This window comes from Microbacterium sp. SCN 71-21, from assembly GCF_001725695.1.
In the GTDB taxonomy this organism is placed as follows: Bacteria; Actinomycetota; Actinomycetes; order Actinomycetales; family Microbacteriaceae; genus Microbacterium; species Microbacterium ginsengisoli.
On the sequence record NZ_MEGA01000118.1, the window covers coordinates 1 to 5,196 of the forward strand.

At 64.9% G+C, this 5,196-nt stretch carries 3 protein-coding genes; all 3 read left to right on the forward strand.

From position 1 onward, the window contains the following. A partial coding sequence (locus ABT08_RS12820; protein ID WP_288115210.1) for a restriction endonuclease subunit S domain-containing protein occupies positions 1-932 on the forward strand: 932 nt, incomplete at its 5' end. After that, complete coding sequence (locus tag ABT08_RS12825) at positions 929-4,042, forward strand: type I restriction endonuclease subunit R (protein WP_288115211.1); 3,114 nt, start codon at positions 929-931, stop codon at positions 4,040-4,042. The genes ABT08_RS12820 and ABT08_RS12825, both read left to right, overlap by 4 nt. Before the next feature lie 2 nt (positions 4,043-4,044). Beyond that, on the forward strand, positions 4,045-4,251 hold the full coding sequence (locus ABT08_RS12830; protein WP_288115212.1) for a helix-turn-helix domain-containing protein: 207 nt from the start codon (positions 4,045-4,047) through the stop codon (positions 4,249-4,251). Positions 4,252-5,196: the final 945 nt, after the last annotated feature.

Genomic DNA, 5,196 nt, shown 5'->3' on the forward strand with positions numbered 1-5,196 from the left:
GGCCATACGCCGATCAGGTCGACCCGATATTTCTCTACTGGTGCCTGGCTTCCAGTCTTACGAAGGGGTATTGGCTCACGGCGTCTTTTGGAGTCACTCGTGTGTCGATCCCGATTGGAACGGTGGCCCGCCTCCCCGTCCCCGAATTTGATTGCGATACACAGCGGAAGATCGCCCGCTACCTTGATCGCGAGACTGGCGAGATCGATGCAATGCTCGCCCAGCTTCAGTCTCTCACGCATAAGCTTCAGGAACGTGTGCGCACAGTTCAGACCAGAGCTGTTTTCGGGCTCGCAGAGAGCGCGGGGCATCGCGAATCAGAGTCGCACGCGGCCCTCGCTGGCATCCCCGACCACTGGGAGAGAACGAAGTTCGGCTACGACTTTACGGAGAGCGCCGAGCGGAACGGCGACGACCCTGCCGGGCCGCTACTCTCCATCTCCGAGTACCGAGGTGTAGAGCTGAACACTCGCACCGACGGACAACAGGCGTCGCTCGACGTCTCGAAGTACCGGGTTGTCCGTCCGGGTCAGCTCGCGGCCAACATGATGTGGCTCAACCACGGCGGGCTCGGCGTCTCGTCTCTCACCGGGTACATCAGCCCGGACTATAAAGCCTTCTGGATCTCGGACCGGTTCGAGCCGCGGTATGTGCATCACCTCTTTCGCAGCTCGCGATACATCGACTACTTCGCTGCGATCTCTACCGGTGTCCGCCCAAACGCCCAGCGCGTGACGAAGACGGTCTTGGACGCAACACCGGTCCCGTTGCCGCCAATCGAGGAGCAGATCAGGATCGCGGACGAGCTCGACGAGGCGACCGCGCGCGTCGACGCCATGCTGGCGAAGGTCGCCGATCTCAAGTCCCGGCTCCTCGAACGCCGCGCAGCGCTCATTACCGACGTCGTTACCGGTAAGAAGGCAGTTGCATGAGCCACGCGCAGCTGATGGAGCGCGAGTTCGAGGAGAACCTCTGCTCGGAGCTGGCCGACCGCGGCTGGCTGTACGAGGACGACGGTAGGCCGACAGGATGGGACGTCGGCGTCGCGATGGTGCCCGGGGACGCGCTGCACTGGCTGGCCACTCAGTACCCGGACGAGTACGAGAAGGCTGTCCCCGGCGACCTGGTCGGCGAGCAGAAGTCGGGCGCCGAGCGAAAGCTCCTCGAGCACGTCACCAAGGAGCTGGCCAAAGCAACGCGCATGGACCCGACGACCGGGCACCCCGTGGGCGGCCTGCTCGGCGTGCTGCGCAAGGGCTTCTCCTACGCTCAGATCGGCCGTCCGACCGCGAAGTTCGGTCCGATGATGGCCTTCCCGCCGGCGAACCCCAACCTGACCGAGGTGGTCGAAGCAGCCGCGTCGGCCCGGCTGCGGATCTTGCGGCAGGTGCGCTTCGACACGAAGACTAACGAGAGCATCGACGTCGTACTCCTTGCCAACGGCCTGCCGGTCGTCACACTTGAGCTCAAGACCGACAACACCCAGACCGTCAATCACGCGATCCGCCAGTACAAGGAGGACCGCAAGCCAGGGCGGAGCCGCCCGCTGCTCGCGGCCGGCCGTGCGCTGGTGCACTTCGCCGTTTCAAACGACCTCGTCTACATGACCACCAAGCTGCAGGGCGGAGACACCGTCTTCCTGCCCTTCAATCAGGGCAACGACGGCCACGAGGGTAACCCGCCGTCCGCGACCGGCTCGTCGACCAACTATCTGTGGCGCGAGATTCTCGCCCGGCCAACCTTCATGCGCATCCTCAAGGACTTCGCGCTCTTCGAGCCGGGCAAGTCGGGGAAGAAGGACGACGGCAGGCTCGTCTTCCCGAGATTCCACCAGCTGCGTGCGGTCGAGCGCGTCGTCGCCGACGTCGAGGCTAACGGCCCCGGCAAGCGCTATCTGGTCTGGCACTCGGCTGGCTCGGGCAAGACGAAGACCATCGCCTGGCTTAGCCATCGCCTGATTCGCCACATGAGCGCCGACTCGAAGTCGACCTTCGACTCGGTCATCGTCGTCACCGATCGCACAGTCCTCGACGAGAACATCCGTGAGGACATGAACCTCGTCCAGTCGAGCAAGGGGCTCGTCGTGGCCGTTGGCGAGAAGTCCGGCGCGAAGTCGCCGCAGCTGAAGAAGGCGCTGCTCGAGGGCGATCACATCGTGACCTGCACCCTGCAGACGTTCCCGGAAGTCATGAAGCTCATCGAGGACACCGAGGAGCTGCGTGGCCGGCGCTGGGCCGTCGTCGCCGACGAGGCGCACTCCTCGCAGTCGGGCTCCGCCGCCAAGCAGCTCAAGGAGCTGCTCGTCGACGTCGAGGTCGATCCAGATGAGGAGATCAGCGCCGACGAACTGTTGGCCGCCAAGGACTCGGCCATCGCGGCGTCGGCCAATATCACCTTCGTCGCCCTGACGGCGACGCCGAAGGCGAAGACCCTGCGTCTATTTGGCACCCAGGTCGGGGAGCGCTGGGAGGCCTTCGATACGTACACGATGGCGCAGGCGATCGAGGAGGGCTTCATCCTCGACGTCCTCACCAACTACTCGACCTACGACATGTTTCTCAGGGTGAAGAACACCCTGGAGGGCGAGGAGTCCGAGAGCGAGATCCAGGTCAACACCGGTGAGGCGGTCTCGAGCATCGTCCGTTACGCGAGGCTCCACCCGACCGCGATCGCGCAGAAGGTACGGGTCGTCGTCGAGCACTTCCGCCGGAATGTGCAGCCGCTGCTGAGCGGCCAGGCCCGCGCCATGGTCGTGACGAGCTCACGTATGGAGGCGCTGAGCTGGTCGCGGAAGATGGACGCCTACATCGCCGAGAAGGGCTACGACCTCCACACACTCGCGGCGTTCTCGGGGTCGCTTAAGGACGAGGACGGCGAGAGCGTTACCGAGGTGTCGGTCAACGGTGTGAGCGACGTCGGCAGGGCATTCCGGGAGGACGGCGTCTACCGCGTCCTCATCGTCGCCAACAAATTCCAGACTGGGTTCGACGAGCCTCGGCTGATGGCGATGTACGTCGACAAGAAGCTCTCCGGCGTCGCCACCGTACAGACCCTCTCGCGGCTAAACCGGATCTACCCGGGCAAGACCGCGCCGATGGTCGTCGACTTCCGCAATACCCCGGCGAGCATCCAGTCCGACTTCAAGCTGTACTACTCCGACGCCCACGTCGACGGCGACGTCGACCCCAACGCGCTGATCACAGTGGGAGAGCGACTCGACACGGCCGGGCTCTACACGCATGAGGAGATGGACGCCGTCGCCGACGCATTCCTCTCTGTTCTCGGCGGTGAGGTGATCGCCAAGGCGTTGGCTCCGATCAAGAACCGCTGGAGCGGCCAGTGGCGTCAGGCCGTGCTGTCGAAGGACAAGAAGCAGAAAGAGCAGCTGGAGTCGTTCCGCGCGGACGTGCTGGGATACCGCAACGCCTGGCAGTTCCTCAGCCAGATCGTCGACTACCAGGACCCGGAGCTACATCGCCGCGCCATCCTTGCGACCTTGCTCGGCCGCAATCTTCACGCAGACGACGACGACCGCGACGACAGCTTCCTCGAGGGCGTCCAACTCTCCGGCGTCAAGCTCGTCCCGTCCGCGATCGAGGAAGACCACTCGATCAGCGAAGGGAGCGGCGAGGGCATCAGGCTCCCCGTCTTCGACGGCGAGCATGCCGGCGGCGCGGCACCGAAGCGAGGCCCACTCGCCGAGGCCATCGACAAGGTCAACGAGATGTTCAAGGCCAAGGGCGTCGATGTGAGCCCAGACAGCGTCTCCGGTTTCGTTACGACCTTCTGGGGCTTCCTCGACGACAACGAGGATGCGGTGGCGATGGCGAAGAACAACACCGTCGCCCAGCTCAAGGCATCCGAGGGCTTCAGCGGGGCCGTCGGACTCGCCGTGCTGAAGACGGTGAACGAGTCGAGGGAAATCCAGTCGTACATGACGGATCCAGCGTTCGTCGGGCAGATCGCCGACATCGCAGCGGACGCCCTCCACGCGCAGCACCGGCCCGATACGGACGCCGGCTCGCAGACTGAGGGCGCGTGAGCATGGAGGCGGAGCAGCACGGCCTCGGCGACGTCATCCGCGCGGCCCGGAAGAAGGTGGGGTGGTCACAGGGCGAGCTCGGCGAGAAATCGGGTTTGTCCCGCCCTACCATCGCGCGCGTCGAGGCGAATAACGATGTGACGACCGCGACCATCGCCAAGGTTGCGCAGGCTCTGGGCCTGAAGCTCGAGCTTAGGGACGACGGCTGACGGGCGTCCATCTGTCTGTCGGATGTGCGCCCTAGGTTGGGCATGGCGTCCGTGTCGGCATGTGAGTGCGGCTGGCAGGGTGCTGCGCACCCATGCGGACCGGGTGGGCTGGATGCCTGTCGGCATGAGTGGGCGCGGCAGCGCGGCGCCACGGTCCGGACCGGGCCGTCCGCGGGCGCTCCATCGTGGCGTGGCGCACCGTCGACGGCGTGGGCCCGACAGTCAGCGCGGTCGCGATGGCGGCGGTAGAGCACTGACACGACGTCGACTGCGGGGCTAGCGTAGGCGCGGCGACCTCGCCCGCGAACGCATTCTCGGTGTGCTCACCGCATTGCGGCGCGCCGAAAGTGTCAGCGAAAATATCTACGCAATTCCGCCAATCGTTCCTTAGTGTCTCGCGATCAGTGGGGGCAACGACGCGATACGAGCACGAACAAGTCACGACGACTCGAGGCTGTATATGAACTTCCTTGGCGACGCTATCGGGATCTGGCCCGGAAGATCGAGTTCTCGTAACACGGCACGCAGGTTGCGGTAGGTGCGCTCCGGTAGCCCCCTGCAGTCGAGCACCAAGTCGAGTATAGGCGCCCTAGCTTTGTGTTGCCGCGATCAGCGCCCAGCGGAGCGCGGGATGCTCTCGGCGTCGAGAATGAGCGCAAGCAGTCGTGCATCCAACACCTGACCGTCATCGCCGGACACTGGATGCGCGTATGTACGGACGACGGTCTAGGGAGCGGTAACAGGGCGTGGCCACGCTGCGGCTTTTGCGCTGCGCGATAGCGCTCAAGGCCACGCGGGCCGTGCAATTGATGGTCGACGCCCTTCGGGCGGGGCCTGCCGGCCCTTAGAGCCCTGTGTCAACCCGTGGTCGATCCCGCCGGAGAGTGTGCACCGTTGATCGTCGGCCTCAACGTCGTTCGTCCTCGCTTCGCTGCGGGCGCTCCA

What these genes read in the sequence shown, in the direction of transcription:
- ABT08_RS12825 (WP_288115211.1), top strand. Translation starts at nt 929, where the DNA reads ATGAGCCACGCGCAGCTGATGGAGCGCGAGTTCGAGGAGAACCTCTGC.
- ABT08_RS12830 (WP_288115212.1), top strand. Translation starts at nt 4,045, where the DNA reads ATGGAGGCGGAGCAGCACGGCCTCGGCGACGTCATCCGCGCGGCCCGG.